At 66.5% G+C, this 26,065-nt stretch carries 25 protein-coding genes; 15 read left to right on the top strand and 10 right to left on the bottom strand.

From position 1 onward, the window contains the following. Nucleotides 1-50 precede the first annotated feature (50 nt). The 3 genes from AC24YW_RS18440 (at nt 51) to AC24YW_RS18450 (ending at nt 2,667) form a co-directional block, all read left to right on the top strand. Complete coding sequence (locus tag AC24YW_RS18440; RefSeq protein WP_487484042.1) at nt 51-1,685, top strand: isocitrate lyase; 1,635 nt, start codon at nt 51-53, stop codon at nt 1,683-1,685. 30 nt (nt 1,686-1,715) lie between these two features. Next, nucleotides 1,716-1,928 (top strand): DUF4170 domain-containing protein, encoded by a 213-nt coding sequence (locus AC24YW_RS18445; RefSeq protein ID WP_487484043.1) that lies wholly within the window; start codon nt 1,716-1,718, stop codon nt 1,926-1,928. A 193-nt stretch (nt 1,929-2,121) separates the two neighbouring features. Then, nucleotides 2,122-2,667, top strand: coding sequence for a hypothetical protein (locus AC24YW_RS18450; protein ID WP_487484044.1), 546 nt, complete (start codon nt 2,122-2,124; stop codon nt 2,665-2,667). A gap of 98 nt (nt 2,668-2,765) precedes the next feature. Here the strand turns inward: AC24YW_RS18450 and AC24YW_RS18455 are convergent, their stop codons facing one another. Further along, nucleotides 2,766-3,650, bottom strand: coding sequence for a metallophosphoesterase family protein (locus AC24YW_RS18455; protein ID WP_487484228.1), 885 nt, complete (start codon nt 3,648-3,650; stop codon nt 2,766-2,768). Between the two features lie 107 nt (nt 3,651-3,757). Here AC24YW_RS18455 and AC24YW_RS18460 point away from each other — a divergent pair, with 107 nt between their 5' ends. The 3 genes from AC24YW_RS18460 to AC24YW_RS18470 all read left to right on the top strand — a co-directional run bounded on the left by AC24YW_RS18460 (nt 3,758) and on the right by AC24YW_RS18470 (nt 6,056). After that, nucleotides 3,758-4,249 carry an NUDIX domain-containing protein gene (locus AC24YW_RS18460; RefSeq protein ID WP_487484045.1) on the top strand — a complete coding sequence of 164 codons (492 nt, stop codon included), beginning with the start codon at nt 3,758-3,760 and terminating at the stop codon, nt 4,247-4,249. Between the two features lie 86 nt (nt 4,250-4,335). Next, entirely contained in the window at nt 4,336-5,277 is a 942-nt protein-coding gene (locus AC24YW_RS18465; RefSeq protein WP_487484046.1) for a glycosyltransferase family 2 protein, read from the top strand. A 263-nt stretch (nt 5,278-5,540) separates the two neighbouring features. After that, complete coding sequence (locus AC24YW_RS18470) at nt 5,541-6,056, top strand: GNAT family N-acetyltransferase (protein WP_487484047.1); 516 nt, start codon at nt 5,541-5,543, stop codon at nt 6,054-6,056. Nucleotides 6,057-6,109: 53 nt separating this feature from the next. Here AC24YW_RS18470 and AC24YW_RS18475 read toward each other — a convergent pair whose 3' ends face one another. The 6 genes from AC24YW_RS18475 to AC24YW_RS18500 form a co-directional block, all read right to left on the bottom strand. Beyond that, nucleotides 6,110-8,485, bottom strand: coding sequence for a TonB-dependent receptor (locus AC24YW_RS18475; RefSeq protein ID WP_487484048.1), 2,376 nt, complete (start codon nt 8,483-8,485; stop codon nt 6,110-6,112). Nucleotides 8,486-8,628: 143 nt separating this feature from the next. After that, nucleotides 8,629-9,045, bottom strand: coding sequence for a DUF2946 domain-containing protein (locus tag AC24YW_RS18480; RefSeq protein WP_487484049.1), 417 nt, complete (start codon nt 9,043-9,045; stop codon nt 8,629-8,631). A gap of 255 nt (nt 9,046-9,300) precedes the next feature. Then, a complete protein-coding gene (locus AC24YW_RS18485; RefSeq protein ID WP_487484050.1) occupies nt 9,301-11,364 on the bottom strand; it encodes a hypothetical protein in 2,064 nt (687 codons plus the stop codon). A 142-nt stretch (nt 11,365-11,506) separates the two neighbouring features. After that, the gene (locus AC24YW_RS18490) at nt 11,507-14,317 is read right to left on the bottom strand and encodes a DUF4159 domain-containing protein (protein ID WP_487484051.1); all 2,811 of its coding nucleotides are present in this window, start codon (nt 14,315-14,317) and stop codon (nt 11,507-11,509) included. Then, the gene (locus tag AC24YW_RS18495) at nt 14,314-15,258 is read right to left on the bottom strand and encodes a DUF58 domain-containing protein (protein ID WP_487484052.1); all 945 of its coding nucleotides are present in this window, start codon (nt 15,256-15,258) and stop codon (nt 14,314-14,316) included. Before AC24YW_RS18495 ends, AC24YW_RS18490 begins: the two co-directional genes overlap by 4 nt. Continuing rightward, entirely contained in the window at nt 15,258-16,256 is a 999-nt protein-coding gene (locus AC24YW_RS18500; protein WP_487484053.1) for an AAA family ATPase, read from the bottom strand. The genes AC24YW_RS18495 and AC24YW_RS18500 overlap by 1 nt, the downstream gene beginning before the upstream one ends. Before the next feature lie 296 nt (nt 16,257-16,552). Here AC24YW_RS18500 and AC24YW_RS18505 point away from each other — a divergent pair, with 296 nt between their 5' ends. From AC24YW_RS18505 to AC24YW_RS18530, 6 genes are all read left to right on the top strand, one after another. Further along, nucleotides 16,553-17,164: a DUF1285 domain-containing protein gene (locus AC24YW_RS18505; protein ID WP_487484054.1), complete on the top strand. Its 612-nt coding sequence runs from the start codon at nt 16,553-16,555 to the stop codon at nt 17,162-17,164. 2 nt (nt 17,165-17,166) lie between these two features. Beyond that, nucleotides 17,167-17,838, top strand: a complete 672-nt coding sequence (locus tag AC24YW_RS18510) for a CoA pyrophosphatase (RefSeq protein ID WP_487484229.1) — start codon at nt 17,167-17,169, stop codon at nt 17,836-17,838. Next, the gene (locus AC24YW_RS18515) at nt 17,835-18,098 is read left to right on the top strand and encodes a DUF6111 family protein (RefSeq protein ID WP_487484055.1); all 264 of its coding nucleotides are present in this window, start codon (nt 17,835-17,837) and stop codon (nt 18,096-18,098) included. Before AC24YW_RS18510 ends, AC24YW_RS18515 begins: the two co-directional genes overlap by 4 nt. A gap of 10 nt (nt 18,099-18,108) precedes the next feature. After that, nucleotides 18,109-19,365, top strand: coding sequence for a CCA tRNA nucleotidyltransferase (locus tag AC24YW_RS18520; protein WP_487484056.1), 1,257 nt, complete (start codon nt 18,109-18,111; stop codon nt 19,363-19,365). Then, the gene (locus tag AC24YW_RS18525; RefSeq protein ID WP_487484057.1) at nt 19,362-20,132 is read left to right on the top strand and encodes a sulfite exporter TauE/SafE family protein; all 771 of its coding nucleotides are present in this window, start codon (nt 19,362-19,364) and stop codon (nt 20,130-20,132) included. The genes AC24YW_RS18520 and AC24YW_RS18525 overlap by 4 nt, the downstream gene beginning before the upstream one ends. Before the next feature lie 244 nt (nt 20,133-20,376). Continuing rightward, on the top strand, nt 20,377-21,207 hold the full coding sequence (locus AC24YW_RS18530; protein ID WP_487484058.1) for an outer membrane protein: 831 nt from the start codon (nt 20,377-20,379) through the stop codon (nt 21,205-21,207). Between the two features lie 127 nt (nt 21,208-21,334). Here AC24YW_RS18530 and AC24YW_RS18535 read toward each other — a convergent pair whose 3' ends face one another. Together AC24YW_RS18535 and AC24YW_RS18540 are read right to left on the bottom strand one after the other, a co-directional pair. Beyond that, nucleotides 21,335-22,003, bottom strand: a complete 669-nt coding sequence (locus AC24YW_RS18535; protein ID WP_487484059.1) for an NAD(P)-dependent oxidoreductase — start codon at nt 22,001-22,003, stop codon at nt 21,335-21,337. Between the two features lie 82 nt (nt 22,004-22,085). Further along, nucleotides 22,086-22,559, bottom strand: coding sequence for an SRPBCC family protein (locus AC24YW_RS18540; RefSeq protein ID WP_487484060.1), 474 nt, complete (start codon nt 22,557-22,559; stop codon nt 22,086-22,088). 175 nt (nt 22,560-22,734) lie between these two features. On the opposite strand from AC24YW_RS18540, the gene AC24YW_RS18545 reads away from it, so the two are divergent. Continuing rightward, on the top strand, nt 22,735-23,625 hold the full coding sequence (locus AC24YW_RS18545; RefSeq protein ID WP_487484061.1) for a LysR family transcriptional regulator: 891 nt from the start codon (nt 22,735-22,737) through the stop codon (nt 23,623-23,625). Nucleotides 23,626-23,767: 142 nt separating this feature from the next. After that, nucleotides 23,768-24,121: a cupin domain-containing protein gene (locus tag AC24YW_RS18550; protein ID WP_487484062.1), complete on the top strand. Its 354-nt coding sequence runs from the start codon at nt 23,768-23,770 to the stop codon at nt 24,119-24,121. 195 nt (nt 24,122-24,316) lie between these two features. On the opposite strand, the gene AC24YW_RS18555 is transcribed toward AC24YW_RS18550, so the two are convergent. Next, nucleotides 24,317-24,520, bottom strand: a complete 204-nt coding sequence (locus AC24YW_RS18555; RefSeq protein ID WP_487484063.1) for a YodC family protein — start codon at nt 24,518-24,520, stop codon at nt 24,317-24,319. A gap of 523 nt (nt 24,521-25,043) precedes the next feature. Here AC24YW_RS18555 and AC24YW_RS18560 point away from each other — a divergent pair. Further along, nucleotides 25,044-26,027: a Bug family tripartite tricarboxylate transporter substrate binding protein gene (locus tag AC24YW_RS18560; protein WP_487484064.1), complete on the top strand. Its 984-nt coding sequence runs from the start codon at nt 25,044-25,046 to the stop codon at nt 26,025-26,027. The last annotated feature ends 38 nt before the right edge of the window (nt 26,028-26,065 follow it).

Here is a 26,065-nt window from a genome sequence, read left to right on the forward strand (position 1 = left end):
CAAGAATGTCGATGGCTGCGATCGCCATCGTCAGCGAAAGGATCAGGCACATGAACTACCAGCCCCGCGGTATCAGCACCCTCCAGGGTCCGTCCTCCTATCAGGACGAGGTCAAGGCGGCTCAGGCACTCCTCGAGACCCAGCCGACCTGGAACGGCGTGTCGGCCGAGGCCGTCGCGCGCATGCGCCTGCAGAACCGTTTCAAGACCGGCCTCGACATCGCCCGCTACACCGCCGCCGTGATGCGCGCCGACATGGCCGCCTATGACAAGGATCCCACCAAGTACACCCAGTCGCTGGGCTGCTGGCACGGCTTCATCGCCCAGCAGAAGCTGATCTCGGTCAAGAAGCATTTCGGCGGCAAGACCGACCGCACCTATCTTTATCTCTCCGGCTGGATGATCGCGGCGCTGCGCTCCGAATTCGGTCCGCTGCCCGACCAGTCCATGCACGAGAAGACCGCGGTGCCGGCGCTGATCGAGGAGCTCTACACCTTCCTGCGTCAGGCCGATTCGCGCGAGCTCAACGACATCTTCCGTCTGCTCGACAAGGCGCGCAAGGAAGGCGACAAGACCCGCGAGAAGGAGCTGATCGAGAAGATCGACAACTTCCAGACCCATGTCGTCCCCGTCATCGCCGACATCGATGCCGGCTTCGGCAACGCGGAGGCGACCTATCTGCTCGCCAAGAAGATGATCGAGGCGGGTGCCTGCGCGCTGCAGATCGAGAACCAGGTCTCGGACGAGAAGCAGTGCGGCCACCAGGACGGCAAGGTCACCGTGCCGCATGACGTCTTCCTGGCGAAGATCCGCGCCTGCCGCCACGCCTTCCTCGAGCTCGGCGTCGAAGACGGCATCGTGGTGACCCGCACCGACTCGCTCGGCGCCGGCCTGACGCAGCAGATCGCCGTCAGCCACAAGCCCGGCGACATCGGCGACCAGTACAACAGCTTCCTCGATTGCGAGGAAATCACCGCGGAGAACGCCAGGAACGGCGACGTCATCATCAACCGCAACGGCAAGCTGATGCGTCCGAAGCGGCTGCCCTCGAACCTCTACCAGTTCCGCCCCGGCACCGGCGCGGACCGCTGCGTGCTCGACTGCATCACCTCGCTGCAGAACGGCGCCGACCTGCTCTGGATCGAGACCGAGAAGCCGCATATCGAGCAGATCGCCAGCATGGTCGATCGCATCCGCAAGGTGGTGCCGAACGCCAAGCTCGCCTACAACAACTCGCCGTCGTTCAACTGGACGCTGAACTTCCGTTGGCAGGTCTACGACGCCTGGAAGGAAGCGGGCCAGGACGTCAGCAAGTACAACCGTGCCGAGCTGATGAAGGCGGAGTACGACGACACGCCGCTGGCGAAGGAAGCCGACGAGCGCATCCGTACCTTCCAGGCGGATTCGGCCAAGCGCGCCGGCATCTTCCACCACCTGATCACGCTGCCGACCTATCACACGGCGGCGCTCTCGACCGACAATCTCGCCCGCGAGTATTTCGGCGAGCAGGGCATGCTGGGCTACGTCAAGAACGTCCAGCGCGCCGAGATCCGTCAGGGCATCGCCTGCGTGAAGCACCAGAACATGGCCGGCTCCGACATCGGCGACGACCACAAGGAGTACTTCGCGGGCGAAGCCGCGCTGAAGGCGGGCGGCGCCCACAACACGATGAACCAGTTCGGCTAAGCATCGCGACAGTTCGAGAGGAGACTGACAATGACCAAAGGCAGCAATTTCTGGGTGATCGGCGGCGAGTTCGGCTCGATGAACTTCCACAAGCTCGTGGAGGGCTCGGCCCAGGTCAAAGGTCCGTTCAAGACCCGCAAGGAAGCCGAAGAGTGCTGGAAGGAAGTCTCGGAAGAGAGCCGTCACAAGGCCGGCGTCCGCTTCTCGATCGTGGAAGAGCCGCAGCGCGCCCCGGCAGCCTGATCGGCCGCTGCCGAGCTGAAACAAGAAGACGTCCAAGGACGGATGGTCCCATCCAGGCCTAGCCTGGGTGGGATCGTCTGCTTTTGCACAGGTGAAACGGCTGTGGGCGCCGTAAGTCTCTGGAATTGTGGGCCTTTGCGGAGGGTGTGGTTGCTGATAGGTTAATGGGGAGAAGTCGAGGACGAGGCCGACAATGTCAGAGCCCGAGACCAGCGGGACCCAGCCGCACCCGGTGCGGCTGCGCGATGCGCTGCTGCGCGCCCGGATCGAGGCGGCCGACCGCACCGGCGTCGTGGTCGATTTGCGCGACGCCGAGGTGGCGCGGCTCGAGATCCTCAACGACGCGCTCGATCCCCTGTTCGCGCAGGTGCCCGACCACGTCGACCTGTTCGACCGCGGCATCAGCCAGGGCGATACGCCGCGGCTGTGGATCGACGTCGTCGCCCACATCGTGATGGGCCGCGACAAGCGGATGTACCGCTTCGTCCAGGACACCCGCTTCGGCCGCATCGTGCTCGCCGAATCGCACGACACCGCAATGATCGTCGAGGCCGTCACCGACTATGTCGCGCGCCGCATGGTCGAGCGCGAGCGTGCGATGGTGGTCCCGCCCGAACCGCAGGCCACGCCCGCCGCGCCGCCGCGCCGCTCGCGCCTGTGGCCGTTCGTGTTCGGCTTCGTGCTCGGCGCTGCCGCGCTGTTCGGGGTGGCGTTGGTCGCGGCGTTGCGGAGCTGGTAAGGCACTCCCAGTCGTCATTGCGAGCACAGCGAAGCAATCCAGGAATCTTTCCGCGGAGGGACTCTGGATTGCTTCGCTGCGCTCGCAATGACGGTGAATTAAATCAACCGCACATGCTTGATCTGCCCGACCTGAAATCCGGCCCCGAGGCTTCGCACCGTCTGCTCGCAGCGCCAGCCGGCATTGTCCTTCCCGATGGTCAACAGATTGTACGCCGCCGCCGGATAGCGTCCGTGCGCGAGCGCGGAGGCCGAGGGCACGCCGAGCGCGGGAATGTCGCCGCTCGGACCCTCGAACCACATCGTCGAATGAACGTGGTCGTGCCCGTGCAGGACCAGCTCGACGCCGTGGCGCTTCAACAGCGCCAGCAGATCGGCAGCGTCCGTCATCCGCTTCGCCCGTGCGCTCGACTTCAGCGGATGATGCACCAGCAGCACGCGGAAAACGTCTTCCGCGGCGAGCCGCTCGAGCACCTCCGCAAGCGCAGCGAGCTGATCGCGCCCGAGCGTGCCGGTCGCCATCAGCGGCAGGGTCGGCACCGCCGTGGACAGGCTGATCAGGGCCAGCGGCCCGCGCCGGCGCACCGCGGGGAAGGCTGCGCCGCCGGGTGCGTCCGCGGCGATGTAGTGCAGGAACGTCTCGCCGAAGCGATGACGCGTCGCGCTGACATAGGCGTCGTGATTGCCGGGGATCGCGGTCACGCGGTCGGGCGGGCCGACGCTTTCGAGCCAGGCCAGCGCCGGCGCGAATTCCGCCTCCAGCGCCAGGTTGACGAGATCGCCCGTCACTGCGATGTGGTCGGGCGCCTGCGCCTTCATGTCGGCGACGAGCGCGTCGAGAACCTCGCGGCGCTGGTACTTGTGGCGGTTGCGCGTCCAGTTGACATAGCCGAGCGCGCGCTTGCCGGCGAGCTCGATCAGCCGCGGCTTCGGCAGAGGCGCCAGATGCGGGTCGGACAGGTGGGCGAGCGTGAAGGGGGCCAGCGTGGAGGGAGTCATGGCGCGCGAATGCCTCGCTATTGCTCCGCTGTAATGGCAAGGTCGCGCGTGCCGCGCAAGCAGGGCCTGAACGGGGTGCGTCGAGGAGCCTGATGCGAGAACGTCTGAACCAAGCCCGACGGAAAGCCGAGCCGCTGCTGCGGCGGTTCTTCCACGTCTATTTCCTGCTCGTCCGCGGCATGACGCTCGGCGTCCGCGCCGTGGTGCTGGATGCCGACAATCGCGTCTTCCTGGTCAGGCATAGCTACGTCAGCGGCTGGTATTTGCCTGGCGGCGGCGTCGATTTCGGCGAGACCATGGAAGAGGCGTTGCGTCGCGAGCTCAAGGAGGAGGGCGACATCGATCTGACCGGCGAGGCGATCCTGCACGGGGTCTTCCTCAACAGCCACGTCTCCCGCCGCGACCACGTCGCGGTCTACGTGGTCAGGCAGTTCAGGCAGGACCGCGTCCCCGAGCCCAACCGCGAGATCGTCGAATGCGGGTTCTTCGACAATGCCGCGTTGCCCGAGGGCACCACGCCCGGCACGCGGTTGAGGATCGCCGAAGTGATCGACGGCAGGCCCGTGATTGCGACGTGGCGCTGAGGGCGGCCTGTGCTAGTAACCGCTCGACGCGCACGGCAGGCCACGCCGCTCGGGCGCGAGCCGACAAGCCTCGGAGTGCCGTCCTGATGAGCTCAACGCAACTTCGTATCGCGGTGCTAGTGCCCTGCTACAACGAGGAGGCCGCGGTGGCGACCGTCGTGGCCGATTTCCGCAAGGCGCTGCCCGCGGCGGAGATCTACGTCTACGACAACAATTCACGCGACCGGACCGCCGCGGTCGCGCGCGAAGCCGGTGCGATCGTGCGCAGCGAGCGCCGGCAGGGCAAGGGCCACGTCGTGCGCCGTATGTTCGCGGACGTCGAGGCCGACGTCTATGTGCTGGTCGATGGCGATGCCACCTACGATGCGCCGAGCGCACCGATCATGATCGACAGGCTGCTCGACGAGTATCTCGACATGGTGGTCGGCCTTCGCGTCGATCAGGTCCAGGCCGCCTACCGGCTCGGCCACCGCACCGGCAACCGCATGCTGACCGGCTTCCTGTCCTCGACCTTCGGTCACGCCTTCAAGGACATCCTGTCCGGCTACCGGGTGTTCTCGCGCCGCTTCGTCAAGTCCTTTCCCGTCCTCTCCGATGGCTTCGAGATCGAGACCGAGCTTGCGGTCTATGCGCTGGAATTGTCGCTGCCGGTCGCCGAGGTCGAGACGCCCTATTACGCACGCCCCGAAGGCTCGTTCTCGAAGCTCAACACCTGGCGCGACGGCTTTCGCATCCTCGGCACCATGCTGAAGCTCTATCGCGCCGAACGGCCGTTGCGCTTCTTCACGGTAATCGGAATCCTGCTGGCGCTGGCGTCGATCATCCTCGCGATTCCGATCGTGATTACCTTCATCGAAACCGGCCTCGTGCCGCGCTTGCCCACCGCCGTGCTGTCGATGGGCCTGATGATCATGGCCCTGCTGTCGGTGTCGTCGGGGCTCGTGCTCGATACGGTGACGCGAGGGCGGCGGGAGATGAAGATGCTGGCCTATCTGTCCCAGCCGGCGACGAGACGGGACGCGGGTTGAGATCTCGGACCGGTCTGAGCAAGCGCCTCGTCCTTCGAGACAGCACTTACGCGCCTCCTCAGGATGAGGCTGATCAACGTCAGCGGCCCCTTCGAAAGTTCGGCCGCGCACTCCGCCCTCATCCTGAGGAGCCCGCCTCAGCGGGCGTCTCGAAGGATGGCCGCAGGGAAGAGCTCTCAAACGCTATAGCTACCCGGCCGGGGCAGCGAAACGGACGCCGCCCATGGACCTTCGCAGGCGCAAGTGCTACTCCGCGAATTGACATGAACGATCTCTCACTGACCATCCTTCCCGAAGCCGCCGGCGACGCCCAGGCGATCGAGCGGCTCCACGAACGCACCTTCGGCCCCGGCCGCTTCGTGCTGAGCGCCTACCGGATCCGCGAGCACGTCGACCATCTGCTCGAACTGTCCTTCACGGCCCGCATCGGCACGCTGCTGGTCGGCTCCGTCAGGCAATTGCCGATCCTGATCGGCGACACGCCGGCGCTGCTGCTCGGGCCCCTCACGGTCGAGCCGCCGTTCCGCGCCCGCGGCATCGGCCGTCAATTGATGGAGCGCGCGCTGAAGGACGCCGGGGAGAAAGGTCATCGCCTGGTGCTGCTGGTCGGCGACGAGCCCTATTACGGCCGCGTCGGCTTCAAGCAGGTCCCCAAGGGCCGCGTCACCATGCCAGGCCCGGTCGATGCGGCGCGCATCCTGGTGTTCGAACTCGTCGACGGCGCCTTCGAGGGCGTGTCGGGCGCGGTCGGCCCCGACTGGAGCAAGGCGCGGGTGTAGGCCCTCGTAATGACGGTGCGGGTCGGGGCCTTTAGGCCCCGACCGCCTCTGCATCAGAACTTGAAGTTCGCGAAAGCCCGCACGCCGATTCCCGGCAACAGCACCTGGTCCTTGTTGAAGGAGACGGCGTTGCGGATGTTCTCGTTCAAGAGGTTGTTGCCGAGGAGCCCGACATGCATCTCGCGGGCGCCGAACCAGCTTCGATCGAGCATGGTCTTGTAGCTGACCTCGGCCCTGAGCAGGTTGTAGCCGGGCGTTGGCGTCTCCCCGATCGGTGCGATGTCGTTTTGCGCGAAGGCGTGCAGCAGGTTGATCCGGGCAAACCATTCGGCGTCGCGATAGTACAGGCCACCGCCCAGCCGCTGGGGCGGAATGCGCGGCACGTTGGTGCCGTCGTCGAAGGTCGCGCGCACGATGTCGTATTGACCCTCGATGCCCCAGATTCCGTTCCAGACCGGCATCACGTCGTACTGGAACTGGAATTCGCCGCCACGAAACGTCGCGTCGCGTTGCGAATAGACCGCCTGGTTCAGTTCGAGGCCAGCGCCGAGCTGGCAAACACCGTCCTCACACGTGTTGCCGGTCAGGCGCCGGTAGATGAAACCGTTGAACTTGGTGTAGTAGCCGGTGATTTCGAAGCGAAGCGGCCCTACCGCCCGCCGCAGTCCCGCCTCGACCGACTTGGCGGTCTCGATGCCGAGATTGGGATTGCCGATGTCGAAAGTGGTGGTGGCATCGTGGCCGCCGCGCGAAAACAATTCCGCCGGCCTCGGCGCACGCTCGACATATTGGCCGGTGATGCTGGCGACGAGGTCCCAAGGAAGGTTGTGGATCAGGCCGATGCTTCCGCTTACCGGCGTGAAGTTGCGGTTGACCGCGGTCGCGGGGCCGATCGCGGTGGGATCGGCGGTGAGGTCGAACACGTCGGGAACGAAGGCCGGTGCCGTGCCGCTCAACCGGGCGCTCTCGACGCGCCCGGCGATCTGAGCCTTGGTGAGTTCGCTGAACTTGAACTCGTTGAAGATGTACCCGGCGACCTTTGTGTTCTTGTTCGGATCGAACAGTCCGTTGACCGGGCTGCCTGGATCGTCCGGGCTCGGCGCGGTCAGCTTCTGGTGCGAGGCCTGAACGCCGACAGCGGTGGTCAGCGCGGCAAAGCGGACGTCGAACGGCGCAAGCTGCACCTCGACGCGGCCTTCCTGCTCCTTGTTGGTGAAGGTCTGTCTCACGCCGAGGGAGCCGAGGTCGGCGGAATCGGCAAGCCCGACCTCATCGTGCTTGTAGTCGGTGGCGCCGGCCCAGAACCGGATCGCATCGATCGCCGCCGAGTCCGGTCGATATTCGCCCTTGGTCGTGAACCTGGTTTGTCGTCCGTCGATCCGCGTCAGGAACTCGCTGCCTTCGATACCGGGAATGTGGTAGAGCGCGTTGTGCTGTGTGATCGCCGCGCCCACATAGCCGCCGTGGAAGATGTAGGAGCCGCCGACAGATCCGCCGTAGGCCTGCGATGCCGAATTCGGCTGGCGTCCGTTGAACGGCAGCGTCGGGTCCGTCAGGAACGGGTAGCTCGGGATGTTGTAGTCGCCGGCCTTGCGGCCAAAGGCATCGGCATGGAAGGCAAAGTTGCCGCCGCCGGCGTCGAGCAGCACGGCGCCTTCGGTCCCGCGATCGACCGACGTCACGGCCGTCCGCGTTTCCGCGGTGATGCAGCCCGGCGATCCCACGTTGGCCAGCGGCGCCTTGGTGGGAAGTCCGTAAGTCGGAAACGGCGCCGTGCAGGGCGGCAGGGCATCCGGAATGCGATTGTTGGTTGCGCTGACCACGCCGCCGATTGCGGTGGAGCCGTAGCGCAGCGTCGCCGGTCCGCGGATGACCTCGACCTGGTTGGTTGCCAGCGGATCGATCGGCACGAAGTGATCCTCGCCGAGATCGGACGCGCCATTGCTGCCGATTCCGTTCTCGACAATGCCGACCCGGTTGTTATCAAGACCGCGAATGATCGGGCGGCTGGATGCGCCGGGTGCGAATTCAGAGCCGGTAATGCCCGGCTTCGCGAACAGGAGGTCGCCGAGCGTGCCGCCGCCGATGCGGCGAATCTCCTCGTTCGGCACCACGGTGACGGTCGCAAACTGATCGGTGACGACTGGCAGCACGCCTTGCTGAGGCGCGGCGGGCACGGGAGCTGCCGGTGCCGCTTCCGCCGTCTGCTCGCGGCTGCGCACCCGCGCGGTCCGCGTGCCACGGCCCGCGGTGCGCGACGGCACCACCGCGCGACGCACGATCGGACTTGGGGCGGTCACGGTGACGGCGGGAAGCTCGGTCGTTGATGTGCCCTGCGGCGCTTGAGCGAAGGCGGGCGTGGCGGCGGCGCCGAGCAGGAGCAGGCTTGCTCCGCCAAGGCGTTGCGCGCGTCGCGATTGAGTTGACATGGTCCTGATTCCACTCAGGCGCCGTCCGGATGATGGTCTGCTGATCGGAGGCGGCCTGCCGTCGCAATGCGACGGAATTCGACTTCAACTTCTCCCAGACTTTGCCGATGCGCGGCGAGGCTGGGCGTGATCAAGCGTTGGAGTCAGGATGCAGGAGGGGCGCGCGGCTGGAACGCCGTGCCGGCCGATTTCAGATGAGCGAATTCGGCGTCGAGGCTGCGCCGGAGCAGCCCGATCGCCTGCGGCAGCAGCAGCACGGGCGGCGTCGCCGACACGACGGCGCCCGCCATCGCAATGATGGTGCAGATGGCGCAATAGTTTCCGCCCGGATGCTCGTGGTCGGAATCTCCAGGCGATTGCTTCTGCGCCGCTGCGCGGTCGATCGCAGCAACGCCTATGGTGCCGTCCTTGGTGCCGTCGGACTGCTGGACCGTGGATTGAGCCAGGGGCGCGGCCTGCGCGAACCAATGGCTGTGGCCGAACGTCAGCGCGAACTGCACCAGCATCGCGAACAACGCGAGCCGGGCGCCGTGCCTGCTGTTCGACCGGAACCACTTCATCTGAAAACGCCACCCCCACACCGGGGCGCCAATCCCAGGACGCCGCGATGTTATAAAGTAACATCGCCCGATCGGTTCACCGATGTCAACGGCGGGCGGATCGGCGAAGGCTCGCCGCCGAGCTGATGTGTCGTTCGGGCAACTAACGCGGACTTGGCTTTGGTTGAATCGATGCCGGCGAGGAGCTCGGATCACCTCTCCCGCAGGGAGAGGTGATCCATGGACAGTCGGCCGAATTTCATCGCGCCTCGGAGCTCACCGCCCCTCGCGCACCCAGGTCGCCGCAAACGCGCCGAGCAGCAGCAGCAGGCCGATCAGGCCGGAGAAGATCGGCAGCACGCCGACGCCCTTGACCACGCTGGCGTCGCGCATCCGCACGCCCATCCAGCCGTCGCCGTGGAACATGCCGACCGAGCGCACGGGCAGGATGCGCGGCAGCTCGACGCTCGAGCCGCTCGCCACGCGCACGGCGTCGCCGCCGGTCGCCTGTGTCAGCGGCTTCAACGTATCGACCGTGGAGGTCACTTCCGAAAATTCCCTCGGGTTGGTCGGGCCGACATTGATCAGCGCCTTCAGCGTACCGTCGGTGGCCTGCCACAGGCCGAGCTCGCTCGCCGGCAGGCTGGCGCGCCACTCGCCGGGATCGCCGGCGCTCAGCGTCAGATCCTGCGATACGCCCGACGGCGAGGTCACGCTGACGGGCTGGACGCTGTCCGCCATGGTCTGACGCACCACGACGAGGTCCTTGCCCTGCACCTGGAGGCGCAGCGCTTCTTCGTCGAGATCGGGCTGCTTCATCAGCCAGTGCGACATCCGCCTGAGCAGGTCGAGATGCGGACCGCCGCCCTCGTAGCCGCGGGCCCACAGCCAGATGTGGTCGGACAGCAGGAGCGCGACGCGGCCCTCGCCGAAGCGCGACAGGAACAAGAGCGGCTTGCCGTCGACGCCGGTCATGACCGGCGGGTTGACCGCATTGCGGGTGTCGACGGTGCGGAAGAACCGGCTCCAGCGCGGCGGCTCGCTGGCGGAGCCTTCCAGCCCGCGCGTGACGGGATGGCGTTTGCCGATGTCGGACAGATGCGCATGGAACGGCTTCTCGGTGACGCCGACGGGTTCGGCCGGCAGCACCGAATCGAGCGGCGTGCGCCAGATGCTGCTGTTCGAGGCATAGTCGGGGCCGGCCGAGACCAGCACGGCGCCGCCCGCGCGCACGTAACGCGCCATGTTCTCGAAATAGGGGATCGGCAGCACGCCCTGGCGGGCATAGCGGTCGAAGATGATCAGCTGGAATTCGTTGATCTTCTGCTGGAACAGCTCGCGGGTCGGAAACGCGATCAGCGACAATTCGTTGATCGGCGTGCCGTCCTGCTTCTCCGGCGGGCGCAGAATGGTGAAATGCACGAGGTCGACGCTGGCGTCGGACTTGAGCAGGTTGCGCCAGGTGCGCTCGCCCGAATGCGGCTCGCCCGAGACCAGCAGCACGCGCAGCTTGTCGCGCACGCCGTCGATGGCGACGACGGCGCGGTTGTTCACCGGTGTCAATTCGCGCTCCAGCGGCGAGGCCTCGATCTCGACGATGTTCGGCCCGGCATGCTTGATGTCGACGTCGACGCTCGCAGCCTGGCCGCTGGAGAGCGTGCGCTCGTTGATGACCTCGCCGTCGCGGCGGACCGTGATTCTGGCGCGCTCGCCGGAGACGCCCTGGTCGTCGAGGCGGTAGCTGATGGTCTGGCTCTGCCCGACGATGCCGAAGCGCGGCGCGGCGGTGATCGCGATGCGGCGGTCACGCTCGTCCTTCTGCCCGGTGACCAGCGCGTGCACCGGCGCCTGGAAGCCGAGCGCAGCGGCGTTCGCGGGAATGTCGTGGACGCGGCCGTCGGTGATCAGGAACGCGCCGGCGACGCGGTCGACCGGGACGTCCGCCAATGCCGAGGCCAGCGCGCCGAACAGTTTGGTGCCGTCGGTCTCGCCGTCGGCCTGTCCGGCCTCGACGACACGGACCTCGAGGCCCTTGATCTTCTTCAGGCTGTCGACCAGCGCCTCCTGCGCTTGCGCAGCTTCGCGGTTGCGGTTGCCGAAGTTCTGGCTCGGGCTCTTGTCGACGACGACAGCGGCGACCGAGGTGAGCGGATCGCGGTCCTCGCGGGTGAAGGAGGGATTGGAAAGCGCCAGCAGGAACAGCGCCAGCGCGGCCACGCGCACCGCGGCCCCCCGCGCGCGCGCCAGCAGCAGCACGAGCGCGACGACGACGATCGCGGCGAGCGCGAGCCACAGCACGATCGAGGGGACAAGCGGTGTGAACGCGATGCCGTAGTTCATGGTTTCGCTCTCTCGGCATCGTCATGGCCGGGCTTGTCCCGGCCATCCACGCCTTGCCACGGGCCGCGAAGAACGTGGATGCCCGGCACAAGGCCGGGCATGACGGCTTCTGTTTGGCGGCTGTTCAATCTCGAAATTCGCATCATTGCCCCAGCCGTTCGATCAGCGCCGGAGCGTGGACCTGGTCGGCCTTGTAATTGCCGGTCAGCGTGTACATCACGATGTTGGCGCCGGCGCGGTAGGCGAATTCGCGCTGGCGGGGGTCGCCGCCGGTCACCGGCAGCATGGCCTGTCCGTCGGGCCGCACCGCCCAGGCGCCGGCCAGGTCGTTCGAGGTGATGATGATCGGCGAGACGCCGTCGCCGCCGCGCGCCGGCCGCTGCGCGCTCTCGTCGTCGTCTTCGCGCGGCAAGGTCTCGACCCAGGTCTGGCCGGCGGTGAAGCGGCCGGGGAAGTCGCGCAGCAGATAGAAAGTCTTGGTCAGCACGTGCTCGCGCGGCACCGGCTCGAGCTCGGGCACGTCGAGCGAGGACAGGATCTCGCGCAGCGTCTGCATGGCCGGCGTCTGCGCCGCGCCGTTGGCGCCGGGCGGCGCCTCGATCGCGTCGCGGGTGTCGAACAGCACGGTGCCACCCTGCTTCATGTAGGCGTCGATCTTGTTGATGGCGTCCTGCGGCGGCTTCGGCGCGCCCGGCACGATCGGCCAGTAGATCAGCGGGAAGAAGGCGAGTTCGTCGCGCGTGGGATCGACGCCGACGGGATCGCCTGCCTCGAGCGCCGTGCGCTGCGCCAGGAACAGCGTCAGCCCGTTCATGCCCGCCTTGACGATGGAATCGACGTCGGCATTGCCCGTGACGACATAGGCGAGGCGGGTCTGCGACACCGACTTCATCGCGAACTCGTCCGTGACGCCGTCGGCACGCGACGGCGCCGGCGAGAGCGCCGCAAATCCCGCGAGCAAAGCGAGTGCGATCGCCGCGGGCGCGGCACGGCGGCGCAGCAGCGCGGCAATGCCGCCGCCGAGCACCGCGATGATGATGGCGTCGATCAGGAACAGCGCGAGCGCGGTCGACAGCAGCCAGCCGCGCAAGTCGCGCGGCTCGGCATTGGTGTAGGTGGCGTGCCGGGCGCGCAGGCTCGCGGTGTTCAGGGCGGCGATGCGGTCGGCGCTGGCAAGCGTGTTCACGGCGAGCGGTCCTTCTGCCGGACCGTAGAAGCCGGGCGGATGATCTGATGTGGCGCGGTCGCGATAGTCGGCAGGCAGGGGCTTTGCGGTCGCGGGCGGCGGACCGAACGCGCCAAATCCGTCGAGGATGTGCAGCGGCGCCACCGTCTCGGTGCTCGCTTCGCCGGCAACGCCGGCGCCGGGCTTTGCGGTGTAGCCGGACATGTCGACCACCCGCCGCAGCATTTCGACGAAGGTGCCCGACATCGGCAGGTCAGACCAGCGCATGTCGGCGCTGACGTGGAACAGGCTGACGAGCCCCTTGCCGCGATGCTCGCCGGTGACGAGTGGCGTGCCGTCTTCCAGCGAGGCCCAGCTCTTGGTGGCGAGCACGGCGTCGGGCTCGGCCAGCACCTGCCGGCTCACGGTGACGTCCTTCGGCACCGCGACGCCGGCGAACGGGCCGTCGGCGGCGAAGGAGGCGAGACGCTGCGGCTTCTCCCAGGTCAGGCTGCCGCCGAGCGTGCGGCCGCCCTTGCGCAGCTTGACCGGCACGAGGTCATCCTCCGCCTGTGCCAGCCGGGGCCCAGCGAACCGCACCAGCACGCCGCCCTGGTCGACCCAGGCATTGAGGCGCTCGCGCAGCTCGGGCGAGATGGTGCCGACATCGGCGAGGATGATCATCGGCAGCTTCTGGTCCAGAAACTGCGTGATGCCCTGTTGCGGCGAGCCCTTGTCGGCGAGCCTGACATCGGCGAACGGCGCCAGCGCGCGGGTGAGATAGAAGGTCGGCGCCAGCAGCGGCTGTGCGGTCTCGCTGGTCGCGCCCGAGACGACGCCGATGGCGCGGCGGCGCCAGCGCTTGTCGAGCAGTTGCACCGCGCCGGCGGAGCGCTCGCCGGAGATTTCCAGTCGCGTGATGTCGTTGCGCAGCTCGACCGGCAGGTCGAACGCCGCTTCGGTTTCCTTGTCCTGCGGACCGAACGAATAGCGCGCCTCGCCGATCGGCGAGGCCTTCTGGTCCAGCGCGCGCACCGTGCCGACCGCGATCCCGCCGTCGGTGCGCAGCACCTTCACCGTCATCTTCGCTGCGGCGTTCTCTGCGGCGACCAGGGCCAGCGGCGAGGAGGTGCCGCCTGCGAACACGGTCAGGCTGCGGTCGCCGATGGTCTTGCCGAGGCCGGCCACGAAGTCCTCGCCGCGGCCGGTGTCGACGCCGTCCGAGAGCCAGGCGATCTCGCAGTCGCCGGTGACCTTGAGGAAACGGTCCACCGCGGCCAGCGTCTCGACGCGGTCGATCGAATAGGGCTTCGGCGCCAGCTGCCGCAGCGCCACGCGCGCCGCACCTGCCGGCATCAAGGTGATGTCGCGGTTCGGCTCGGACAGCGGCACCAGCGCGATGCCGCGGCCCTCGTTGTCGGCATTGGCGATCAGCTCGTCCGCGGTCCTGATCCTGACGTCCCAGTGCGATGCGGCGCTCCAGCCGTCGTCGATCATGATCATCAGCGGCGCCTTGCTGCCGGCGAGGCCCGTCTGCGGATTCCAGATCGGGCCGGCGGCGGCGAAGATCACCAGCGCGGCGGCGAGCAGGCGGAGCGCGGTCAGCCACCAAGGTGTCCGTGAGGGCGTCTCTTCGCGCGGCGTGATGTCGAACAACAGCCGTGTCGGCGGAAACTCGATGCGGCGCGGCCGCGGCGGCATCACGCGCAGGAGCCACCACAGCACGGGCAGGCTGAGGAGGCCGATCAGGAGCAGCGGTTGCGTGAAGGCGAGCGGCAATCCCATCATGCGGCCGGCCCCGCCTTGATCGTCGTGGTGCGGGCGCCCGACTTGCTCACCTGCATGCCGGCATGCAGGAACAGCAAGAGCTCGGCGGCGGAGCGGTCGGTCGCGTGCGTGGTGAACAGCCAGTCGAGCTTGCCCGTCTCGGCGCGGATCTGGTCGCGGTGCAGCGCGAGGCGCGCGGTGTAGTCCTGCGCCCAGCTCTCGGCGCGGCCGGCGGTGATCACGCCAAAGCCTTCCGGCTCGACGAACTCGACGCGGCCGGAATAGGGGAACGATTCCTCGGCGGGATCGACCACCTGCACCATCGTGCCGTGCGCGCCGGAGCTGGACAGCCCGGCGAGCGTCGTCCTGATCTCGGCGATCGGCGACCAGAAATCCGACAGCACGATGATCTCGGCCAGCGCGGCCGGCACGAAGGATGGCGGCAGGCTGAGGCGGTCGGCATCGTCATGCAGCATCGCCTGCGCCATCCTGTCGATGACGCTGCGGCTTGCGGTCGGCGCCATCAGCCCGGGAATGCCGACGCGCTCGCCGCCGGCGACGAGCAGCTCGGCCAGTGCGAAGGCGACGATCAGTGTCCGCTCGAGCTTGGACTCGCGCGCAGTCTTCGAGGCGAACGCCATCGAGGGCGAGCGGTCCGGCCAGATCCAGACCGTGTGCGAGGCTTCCCATTCCAGCTCGCGCACGTACAGGTGGTCGTCGCGCGCCGAGCGGCGCCAGTCGACGTTCTGCGACGGTTCGCCCGAGACGAAACGGCGGTACTGCCAGAAATTTTCGCCCGAGCCGGCGCGGCGCCGTCCATGCAGGCCGTGGATGACGTTGGCGGCGATGCGGCGGGCCTCGAGCACCAGGCGCGGCAACGAAGCGGCGAGCGTGCGGCTTTCGCCATCGGCACGTCGGATCGCCAGGATCTCCTTCGCTGCCCGCCCGTTCTCCGCTGCCATCAACCGATCCGTGTTTTCAATTGCCGGATCACGTCCGGAATCGTGCGGCCTTCGGCGCGCGCCTGGAACGTCAGCGCCATGCGGTGCTTCAGCACGGGCTCGGCAAGATCGAGCACGTCGTCGATCGAGGGCGAAAGGCGCCCGTCGATCAGCGCACGCGCGCGCACTGCCAGCATCAGGGATTGGCTGGCGCGCGGGCCGGGACCCCAGGCGATGAACTTGCCGGCTTCGCCGGCGTCCGGTCCCGGGCGGGCCGAGCGCACCAGCGACAGGATCGCCTCCACAACGGAATCGCCGACCGGCAGGCGCCGGATCAGGCGCTGCGCGGTGATCAGCGCATCCGGCGTCATCGCGCCCTTGGCCAGCGTCTCCTCCGCGCCCGTGGTCTCGAACAGGATGCGGCGCTCGGCATCGCGGTCGGGATAGTCGACGTCGATCTCCATCAGGAAGCGGTCGAGCTGGGCTTCGGGCAGCGGATAGGTGCCTTCCTGCTCCAGCGGGTTCTGCGTCGCGAGCACGTGGAACGGTTTCGGCAGATCATGACGCGCGCCGGCGACGGTGATGTGCTGCTCCTGCATCGCCTGCAGCAGCGCCGATTGCGTGCGCGGTGAGGCGCGGTTGATCTCGTCGGCCATCAATAGCTGCGCGAACACGGGACCGGAAATGAAGCGGAAGGCGCGCCTTCCCGCGGTGCTCTCGTCCAGCACTTCGGCGCCGAGAATGTCGGAGGGCATCAGATCGGGCGTGAACTGGATGCGCTTGGCGTCGAGACCGAGCGTGACGCCGAGCGTCTCCACCAGCTTGGTCTTGGCAAGGCCCGGCACGCCGATCAGCAGCGCATGGCCGCCGGAGAGGATGGTGACCAGCGTGTTCTCGATCACGCGATCCTGGCCGAAGATGACCGAGGCGATCGCGTCCTTGGCCGCGCGAACCTGGCTCGACACCTGCTCGGCCGAACGGACGATCCCGTCCTCGAGTTTCTCGACACTCTCCGCCATTCGCTTGCTCCTTCAGCCTGCCACGCGGCTCGCTTGCATCGTCAGATCAGCACGCCAAGATCATCGCACCAAGATCATCACGCCAAGATCATCACGCCAAGATCATGGGCCCCATGCTAGACTTGCAGGAAGGCCATGTATTCGTTGAATTAACCTATCCCCACCTTATCGGCTTCGGGTTATGTAGGGCATCACGAAGTGGCGACCTCCACACCGGACTTTTCCGGATGGAACCGCGCGCCTAAGTACAACGTAGACCTGCACCAATCGTGCCAATCACAAAGTCAGGGCAAACCATGGCGAACCAAGGGCAGAGCGCCGATCGGGGTCTGGAGGGACTGACGGCCGCCGCCAAAAGCGCTGCCAATGCCGAAGGCGCCAAGAAGGGCCTGCCTCCGGTGCATCTGTGGAATCCGCCGTTTTGCGGCGATCTCGACATCCGAATCGCCTCCGATGGTACTTGGTTCTACATGGGGACGCCAATCGGGCGTCCCGCCCTGGTCCGGCTGTTTTCGACTATCTTGAAGCGCGAGGGTGACAAGCATTTCCTGGTCACGCCGGTGGAGAAGGTCGGCATCCGCGTCGACGATGCGCCGTTCATGGCGGTCGAGATGCAGACGGACGGCGAGGGCGGCCATCGTGTGCTCCGCTTCCGCACCAATGTCGATGACTGGGTCACCTGCGACGCGGCGCACCGGTTGCGTTTCGAAGAGGCGGAGGATGGCGGGCTGACGCCCTATCTGCACGTTCGCGCCGACCTCTGGGCCAAGGTGACGCGCGCGCTCTATTACGATCTGGTTGACATGGGTGAGGAGCGGATGGTCGATGGCCAGCCGATGTTCGGTGTCGAGTCGGCCGGCGAGTTCTTCGCCATGGCCGATGCGGAGCAGGTGAGGGCGGCGCTTTGAATTTGAACAACCCGATCCTGACGAACGAGCCGGTCGCGCTTGGCGCTGCGGATTTCTTTGCCCGCTCCAGGGCGCGGCTCGGCTTCGACGTGCCGCCCGGCCTCTATGATCCCAACGTCATCCCCGCCTCGGGCGATCCCGGCACCGACAAGATGCTCGAGATCATCGCGCGGGAGCAGCCGGTGCGTCCCGCAGCGGTCCTGATCGCGGTGGTCGACCATCCCGAGCCGACCATCCTCCTGACGCAGCGCTCGGCGCATCTCAACGATCATGCCGGCCAGATCGCCTTTCCCGGTGGCAAGATCGACGCCACCGATGCCTCGCCGCTGGATGCGGCGCTGCGCGAGGCCGAGGAGGAGGTCGGGCTGTCCAGAGACTTCGTCGAGCCGCTCGGCTATCTCGATCTCTACGGTACCGGCTTCGGCTTCCGCATCCTGCCGACGGTGGCGAAGGTCCGGCCGGGCTTTTCGCTCAGCATCAACCATTCCGAGGTTGATGATGCCTTCGAGGTGCCGCTATCCTTCCTGATGAATCCGGTGAACCATCAGGTGCACAGCAAGGAGTTCCGCGGCACGCCGCGGTCCTATTACGCGATGCCATTCGCGGAACGCTACATCTGGGGAGCGACGGCGGGCATGCTGCGTGTGCTGTATGAGCGGATCTACTCGTCATGATCCGGACGGTTCTGACCGAGATCGGAATCTTCCTCATCCCGTTTGCCGTCTATGCGCTGTTCCTGGCCGCCACGCGCTCCGGCGTGTTCGCGCGATCGTCCTGGCCGGTTACGATCGTTTCGCGCCTCACCCTGGTTGCGCTCGCCCTCGTCATCGCCGGCCTGATCGGCCTTGCGCATTACTCCGGCGCGCCGCCGGATTCGACCTACGTTCCCGCCCATATCGAGAACGGCAAGCTCGTGCCGGGTACGGACAAGTAGGGGCCAGCCGATGAGCGCCGAGCCGCTATTCGCCCATGCCCCCTGGCTGACCGCAGGGGGGACCGCGCGCGTCCTGGCGCTGCTCGGCACCGATGGCGAGGAGGCGCGGGTGGTCGGCGGCGCCGTGCGCAACGCGCTGCTCGGCCTTGCGCCGGGTGACATCGACATCGCGACGACGGCGCTGCCGGATGAGGTGATCCGGCGTGCCAAGGCGGCCGGCATCAAGAGCGTGCCGACCGGCATCGACCACGGCACCGTCACGCTGGTGATCGATGCCCACCCCTATGAAGTCACGACGCTGCGCGAGGACACCGAGACCTTCGGCCGCAAGGCCAGGGTCGCGTTCGGCCGCGACTGGGTCAAGGATGCCGAGCGGCGCGACTTCACCATGAACGGCCTGTCGGTCGATGCGCGCGGCGTCGTCTACGATCATGTCGGCGGCATTAACGACGCCAAAGCGCGGCGCGTGCGCTTCATCGGCGATCCCGACCAGCGCATCGCCGAGGATTACTTACGCATCCTGCGCTTCTTCCGCATCCACGCCGCCTTCGGCGCCGGTGAGCCCGACCGGGACGGCTATCTCGCCTGCATCCGCGGACGCGCGGGCCTGGCGAGCCTGTCGGCCGAGCGGGTGCGCATGGAGATGCTCAAGCTGCTGGTCGCCCGCGGTGCGGCTGCGGCCGTGCGGGCCATGGCCGAGGGCGGATTGTTGCAGACGCTGATCGGCGGCGTCGTCTATACCGGTCCCCTGGACACGATGATCGCGATCGAGCGCGAGCTCGGCCTCAGCCCCGGCAGCACGCGGCGCCTGGCCGCGCTCTCGGTCGCCGTCACCGAAGACGCCAAGCGCCTCGCCGTGCGCCTGCGGCTCTCCAATGCCGAGGCCAAGGCGCTGGACTCGATGGGGCACCGCTGGTGGCGCTTCGCCACCAAGGACGAAGCCAAGGCACGGCGCTTGCTGTACCGGCTCGGGCCCGAGCGCTATCAGGACCGCGTATTGCTGGGCTGGGCACGCGCCGCCGCTGACGTGCATTCGCCGCGCTGGCGCGCACTCGCCGAGCTGCCGCAGCGCTGGAGCGCGCCGAAATTCCCGCTGAAGGCCGCCGACTTCATCGCCCGCGGTCTCGCCGAAGGACCCGCGCTCGGCCATGTGCTGACGCTCGCCGAAGACGCTTGGCTCGCGGCGGATTTCCCATTAGAGCAAGCCGCACTCGCCGCCATCGCCGATCAAGCCGTCGCCCGCGTCAAGCGCGACCAGAAAGATTGACCATCCTCTCGGGCTTCGCCGATATCTCGCTTCCGCAGCTTCTGCTGGTCGCAGCGATGGCGTTGTTTGCTTCGATCATCGGCGGTCTCGCCGGTTACGGCACCGGCGCCTTGATGCCCCTGGTGCTGGTGCCGCTGGTCGGGGCCGAGCCCGTGGTGCCGATCATCGCGATCTCCGCGATGCTGACCAATGCGAGCCGTGCGCTGGCCTATGTCCGCCATGCCGACCGCCGCCGCGCAGCTATCGTGCTGGCCTGCGCAGGCTTGACCACCGCACTCGGCGCCTATGGCTATACGCGCCTCACCAATGCCGGCGCCGCGCTCGTGATCGGCGCCATGCTGATCCTCAGCGTGCCGCTGCGCCGCGTGCTCCGCCGCCGCGATGTCAGGATCGGCGATGCCGGCCTTGCCGCCGGCTCGGTCGGCTACGGCGTCCTGGTCGGCGGCACCTCGGGCTCCGGCGTGATCCTGCTCTCGCTGCTGATGGCTGCAGGGCTCGAAGGCGCCGCCGTGATCGCGACCGATGCGATGATCTCGCTCGGCACCGGCCTGATCAAGATCGCGGTGTTCGGCCTCGCCGGCGCCGTCACCGCACAGGTGCTCGCCTTGGCGCTGCTGATCGGCGGCATGGCCCTGCCCGGCGCGTTCCTGGCCAGGGCTTTCGTCGAACGGATGCCGGTGCGCATCCACACCGCCATCCTCGATGCCGCCGTCATCGCCGGCGGGCTGGTGATGATCTCGGTGGCGGTGCGGCAGTCGATGGTCTAGACGACGCCGGCCTCTTGGCGCCCTGGGATCATTTGATGTCGCTGCAGTCCTGGCTGCGTCGCGTCGAGCAAATGTCGCGCGCATAATCCGTATTTGACAGCTCCATCCTGTGTCGCCGACGCTACAGCAGCAACGCGAGATTACCTCTACAAGTTGGCTGAAGCGGACGGCCGGTCATCGGCGGTTCTAGCGGCGCTCGCACGGCGACCGCCCTGTCACGGCGCACCAACGTTTGAGGGAAGTTATGAAGTCCACCGTTTCTGCTGCTCTCCTGGTCTCGACTCTCTGTCTGTCCCAGGGCGCCTTCGCGGCCGATCTCGGCAGGGCTTACACCAAGGCGCCGCCGGTGCCGGTCGCATTCAGCTGGACCGGTTTTTATGCCGGCGTGCATGGCGGTTATGGCTGGAGCGATCCGACGGCGACCTTCGATCCGGGCGCGCTCGCAACCGGGACGGTCCCCGGCTATGTCGTCACGGGTGGCACTGGGCCGTTCTCCCTGGATGTGAGTCCCAAGGGTGGATTTGGCGGCGGCCAGATCGGCTATAACTGGCAGTCCGGCACGTTTGTGTACGGTCTGGAAGCGGATGTCAGCGGCGCAGCCATCAGGGAGACGGCGAGCCGCCCCTTCAGCGTCACCGGAACGATCGGCGGCGACAATGGCGCCTTCACCGGCGTGTTCAATCTCAAGCAGGAAATCGATGTCTTCGGCACGGTCCGCGGACGTCTCGGATACGCGGCGAACAATGTGCTGATCTACGGTACCGGTGGCTTCGCCTGGGGCCACGTCAAGAACAGCATCTTCACCTCCAATCTCGCCACGCCGAACATTGCCAATTTCAACGGCTTCTTCCCGGCCCTGACGCGAAGCGCGTCCTCGTCGGAGGTCCAGGTGGGCTTCTCCGCGGGCGGCGGCCTGGAATGGGCTTTCGATTCGCGCTGGACGTTCAAGGCCGAGTACATCTACATCAATCTCGGAAAGTCGAACGGCAATGCTCTTGCATTCCCCGGAGCGTCCTTCACGGACACCGAGGTTCAGCTTCATACCGCCAAGGGCGGCATCAACTATCGGTTCTGATCCGACCGACATCAGCTCGTAGCGAGGATGGGTCGAGCCCTTGCGAAACCCATCGCCTCGATCCGGGTCGTCATTTGCGCACCGCCGGTGCGGTGAGCAGCATCGTCAGTGAGGCAGCTCGTGGCGGTCACGACGTGATCAAGGGCGAACGGTGCAGCCATTCATGGCTGCGCAGTTGATCCAGCACGAATTTCGCAACGTCTTCTCGCGAGATGGTTCCGCCGCGAAAGCCGGAGAGGTCCGTCAGCGCCCGCACCGCGCCGCGGCCGGGCTTGTCGTTCAGGACGGTGGGGCGAACGAGGACCCAGTCGAGGCCGCTGTCCCTGACGATGGCTTCCTGCCTGTCCTTATCGGCATACACCTCCTTCAGGAGAAGCGGGAAGATCAGCTTGTCGAAGACGAAGCCGCCGTGCCCGCGGCTGTCGCCGGCGCCGATCCCGGTGATGGCGACCAGGCGAGAGACGTGCTCGGCCTTCATCGCCTGAACGAGCAAGCGCGTCGCGGTCGAAAGCAGCGTCACCTCGCGGAAGGGGCTCGCTGAGGTGCCGAGTGCGCTGACGACGCCCTCCTGGCCTTTCACCGCTTCACGCAACGCCTCTTCGTCGCTGACGTCGCCGACGATGATCCTGGCGCCGTTTATTTCCTTCGCCTTGTCCGGCGACCGCACCAGCGCGGTGACCTGATGGCCGCGCGCCAGCGCCTCGCGCACGATCAGGCGTCCGGTGCCGCCGGTCGCGCCAAGAACCAGAATCTTCGCTCGGGAAGTTTTCGCGTTGTTGTCGGTGGCAATGTTCATTGTTGTCTCCATGAATGGGAGACGCCTCGCAGGAGGCGGTCCCGCTGTCTCAGTCTTCGCGAGAGGTTCGGATGGGGATCGGTCAGAGCGTGCCGTCGGCGAGCAGCTCGCGGGTGCGCTTGAGCGTCGACAGGAGCGCGGCCTTGTAGCCCTTGTCGCTGTCGAACTGCGCCTGCTCGGCCTGCTCCTCGGGACCGTTCGGCTCCCGTCCGCGCAGGCCGAGGTAGCAGTAGAACCTGAGCTGCAGCTCGCCGGATTCGGTCTCGATGATCTCGTTGATGATGGCGCCTTCGCGCGGACCTGTGGCCTGGAAGAACGTGACCTTGCTCAGCGCCTCGAGCGTGATGATCTCGCGCAGATCGGCGCCGCCGATCGTGGCCTCGCGCACGAAGTGCGTCGCGCTTTCCTCGATGACGTCACTGCGCGTGCAGAGGCCGGGCGGCAGGAACAGGCGGGCGTCGCGGGCCTTCAGCTCGAGCCCCTTCCAGACCTGCGCGCGGGTCAGCCTGGTTTCGCCTGCCGGATTCACCGGGACGGTGGCGGTCGAATAGATCATGACGATGGTCCTTGTCTCTGGGGTTGCCGGAGCGGCAGCGACGGCTGCCGGTTGGTGATCATCAAGGTAGTGATCCAGAAAAATACCGATAGTCGCCCATTTTGGACGCACCGTCTCATTGGTGGAACGATCAGGATCGGCTATATCCGGACAGATCGCCTCAAGGATGGAACGCATGGACTTGCTTGCCCTCGCCGATTTCAACCTCGTCGCCCGGCACGGTGGCTTCGGGCGCGCGGCGCGCGCCTCCGGGCGCCCGAAGGCCACGCTGTCCCGCCGGGTGTCCGAGCTCGAAAGCGGCCTCGACCTGCGGCTGTTCGAACGCGGAGCGCGCACATTGAAGCTCACTCAGGAAGGGCGTGCGCTCCACGAGCGGACGGGCGCGCTGCTCGCCGAGCTCGAAGAGAGCGCGGCGGCAATCGCCTCGGGCGGCGACAAGCCGCGCGGCCGGTTGCGGGTCAGCGCCCCGCTGCTGTTTTCGCAGACCGCGATGGGGAAGCTGGCCGCCGGCTTCGCCCTCAGATATCCGCAAGTCCGGCTCGAGGTCACGACCGAGGATCGCGCCGTCGACATGATCGAGGAAGGCTACGATCTCGTGATCAGGGTCAATCCGGACCCGGATGAAACGCTCGTCGGTCGGATCCTGATGCGCGACCGGCTGGCGGTGGTGGCGAGTCCAGGCCTCAAGCGTCCGAAGGGCGATCGCGCCGTTCCGACCGTCGTCAGAGGCGCGAGTGATCTCAGTCCTGCCTGGGACGTGACGGCCCGAGGCCGCAACGTGAGGATCGCGACCGACCCGGTGCTTCGCCTGTCCTCGCTCATCATGATCCGCGATGCCGTCCGCGCCGGCGTCGGCGCCGCGCGCCTTCCCGTATCGCTCGTCAGTCACGACCTCCGCGCCGGCAGGCTCGTCCATTGGGGCGATGTCGAGGGCCCGCCCATCGCGCTCTGGGCGCTTTACCCCTCGCGCAGACTCCTGAGCGCCCGCGTCTCGGCGTTCCTCGACTTTCTCAAGGAAGCCTTTCCCGCGGGTGCGCCCGAGGAGCTTGCAGCCTTTATCGATTAGGGCGGGATCCGGAAACGTGCATAGCGGTTTTCCTTATTCCACCGCGCGCAGTCTCGTGCTCCGAAATAGGGGCGTGGGATCCCTTCCAGGCGTGTCGTCCGTCACCATATGCGGGCTGGACGTCTTCACCTGAGGAAACGCGATGAAAGCACCCGCAAATCTCGCCGAGAAGCTTGCAACGTTCACTGATCGTTTCTCCCCGCGCACGGTGGCGACCTATAACGACAACGACATCATGGTGGCCAAGCTCGACGGGCCATTTCATTGGCACAAGCATGAGGACACCGACGACTTCTTTCTCGTGCTCAGCGGGACGCTCGACATCGAACTGCGGGACCGCACGGTCACCCTCAATCCCGGGGAGGTTTTCGTCGTGCCGAAGGGCGTTGAGCACCGGCCGGTGGCGCGTGGGGAAGTGCACATCCTCTTGATCGAACCGACGGGGACGCCGAATTCCGGCGACAAGGCCACGGCGGCGCCTCGTATCCTCGTCTGATCGACCCGCGCCCGCCGTCAGTGGCGCGGTGAGGACGAACAAGGTCCTCACCGCCGATCCGTTGGCGGCGAGCTTCGCTGGCGAAATCGATCGCTTGCGCTCCTGCTGGGTCCGCTATCGCCCTGTGTTGACAGAGCCGACATCGGCGCGCCGGGGCCGAGCTCGGCTCGCACGAGAATGCAGTCCGAGAAAGGCCTACTCCTCGTCGTCATCCTCGTCTTCGTCGTCCTCGTCGTCTTCTTCCACCTGCACGAGCACGGCGAGCGGCAGCGTCTCGCGGAACAGGTCGCCCTCCATGCCCATCCACAGGCACAGCGCCTCGTTGTCCTTCACCTCCGCGACGGTCAGCGGTTGACCGCCGGATTTCAGCATCACGACATCGCCGGCCTTCAGATCCATGGATTGTCCTTTCGGTTGATCACTACGGCCGTGACGCTAACAGGCCGTCATGACAGGCCGATCACGCCGTAAAGGTCCGCAATTCCGGGATGGCAGCTTGTAAGCATTTCACTTCGAATAAGGCAGACGGGCTGCCGGGCTTCGTGCAGCGGCAGCTTGGCGTGCCGCGCTCCACGGCCCGACGCCGGCTACGGTCACCCAGGCACCCGACGCGCTGTTCAACGGCCGGAAGGTCTCCCAGATCGTCGACGGCAATCGCCGTTTCGACATCGTGATGCGCCTCTTGGAGCAAGGCCGTTCGACGAAGGGCTGCAAAACCTGCGACGCCCAGTGCGGAGGCAAAACTCGACAGAGCTTGGAAGAGCGAAGCGCCGTCCCTTCGGCAGGTTTGCACATCGGCGATTTCGCGACGACAAAACGCCGATGATAAACAGTGGATCAATCAATACAGTCTGAGCATCGATCGGGATGGCATGAGCACGTAAAATAGACCTCCAAAAAATATTGCAACGGAGGATCGACAATGGGCAATGCAACTCTCTTATCGAAGGTCCGATTTGGTGCAGCCGGCATCATGCTTCTTGCCGCAACCACGATGGCATGCGCGGCCTGGCCGGAAAGGAGTATCACCTTCATCGTTCCATTCCCGGCGGGAGGCTCGTCCGACATGGTCGCGCGAGCAATCGGACAGAAGGTCTCCGATACGCTGGGGCAGCCGGTGGTCGTCGAAAACCGCTCCGGCGCAACGGGCGCTCTTGGAGCAACAGCGGTGGCCCGGGCGGCAGCGGATGGCTACACCGTTCTCGTCGGCTCGATCGGTGTCTATGCGACGAATCCATTTCTTCAGCCTAATCTGAAGTATGATCCTCTGAAGGACTTCGACCTCTTGACGGTCGCTGTACGCGCACCGAACGTCCTGGTCGCCAACTTGAACTTTCCGGCAAACACGGTCGCCGAACTGGTGGACCAACTGAAGAAGGCCCCCGGCAAGATCACTTTTGCAAGCTCGGGTGCGGGTTCGTCCGATCATCTCACGGCGGCGCTGTTCTGGCAGCGCACTGGGACGACCGGTCTCCACGTGCCGTATCGCGGCGGGGCGCCTGCCGTGAGTGATCTCATCGCGGGGCATGTCAACGTATCGTTTCAAAACATCAACGCCGTCATCGGGCAAATTCAATCCAAGCAGCTCAAGGCGCTCGCCATCACCGGCGATGCCAGATCCCCTCTTTTGCCCGAAGTGGCTACCTTGAAGGAACTTGGGATCGATGGTGTCGACGTCTTTTCGTGGCAGGCGGTGGCTGCTCCGAAGGGCCTTCCTGCCGACGTGAAAGCAAAATTGCATGGCGAGATCGTCGCGGCGCTGAAGGCACCGGACGTACGCAAACGAATGGAGGATATCGGCCTCGAAATCGTGGCCAACACCCCGGAGCAATTTCGGGAGTTTCTGGTCTCCGAGCTCGCCCGCTGGAAGCGGGTCATCGAGACCGGCAATATCACCGTGGAATAGGTTGCCTTGGCGTGCTCGGGCCTGTCGCGGCAGCGCGA

The sequence above is a fragment of the Bradyrhizobium sp. USDA3516 genome (assembly GCF_057651995.1).